This window comes from Metabacillus lacus (assembly GCF_009674805.1).
GTDB classification, from domain to species: Bacteria; Bacillota; Bacilli; order Bacillales; family Bacillaceae; genus Metabacillus_C; species Metabacillus_C lacus.
Genome location: NZ_WKKI01000107.1, coordinates 1 through 1,199 on the forward strand (window position 1 = coordinate 1; position 1,199 = coordinate 1,199).

Here is a 1,199-nt window from a genome sequence, read left to right on the forward strand (position 1 = left end):
TCTAGGATGGTGAATGGGATGTTTAAACCAAAAAGAGAATCACAAAATGAAGCGGAATTTGTTTTTATTGAAGACTTGGTCCCTGAGGATCATCTTCTGAGAAAGGTTGATAAGTACATTGATTTTTCTTTTATCGGTGAGAAAGTCCGTCCCTTCTATTCCGAGAATAATGGTCGTCCTTCGGACCCAATTTTGCTATTTAAGATGATGTTTATTGGTTACTTTTATGGCATCCGTTCAGAACGACAATTAGAACGAGAAGTACAGATGAATGTGGCGTACCGGTGGTTCCTTGGCTTGAAGCTGAATGACCCGGTTCCAGACCACTCAACTATCAGTTGGAACAGGCGAACTCGCTTTAAGGGTACAAACATCTTTCAAGAAATCTTTGATGAAATTGTTCTGCAAGCTATCAATCACAAGATGGTCGGTGGAAAAGTGTTATTTACTGACTCCACTCACCTCAAAGCGAATGCAAATAAACACAAGTTTACTCGTGTAGAAGTAGAAGTTGAGACCCGGGAATATATAGAAGAACTCAATAAAGCCATTGAAGAAGATCGAACAAACCACGGAAAAAAGTTCTAAAAAGTAGAGAGGAGGTGACAGAGACCAAGGAAATTCGAAAAAGCACAACCGATCCAGATTGTGGCTTCATGTCCCGAGAGAACAAGCAGGAAATGTTTTGTTATCTCGACCATCGGACAACGGATATGAAGTTTAATATCATCACTGATGCCTATGTTACTCCTGGAAATGTTCATGACTCTGTCCCTTACCTTTCTCGATTGGATCGGCAAATATTCCGTTTTGGCTTTAAAGTAGAAGCTGTTGCACTCGACTCAGGTTATTTAACGAATCCCATTTGTAAAGGACTTCACGACAGAAGTATTTTTGGTGTCATCGCCCATCGGAGATTTCAGCCCACAAAAGGACTCTTCCCAAAATGGAAATTCACCTATCACAAAGAACAGGATATCTATGTTTGTCCCAATGGCCAGGAGTTAGTTTATCGCACAACAACTAGGGAAGGGTATCGGGAATATAAGTCAGATTCTAAAAAGTGTTCAGAATGTCCACTCCTGCAGGAGTGCACCAGGTCAAAGAATAAACAAAAGGTCATAACCCGCCATGTGTGGGAAGAATACAAAGAGAAGGTGCGTCTAAACAGACTCTCCCTCTCCGGAAAAATGCTTTAT

1 pseudogene is annotated in these 1,199 nt (G+C 41.0%); it reads left to right on the top strand.

What is annotated here, in order from left to right:
• Positions 1–18 precede the first annotated feature (18 nt).
• Positions 19–1,199: pseudogene (locus tag GJU40_RS20435) on the top strand (IS1182 family transposase); the annotation flags it as partial.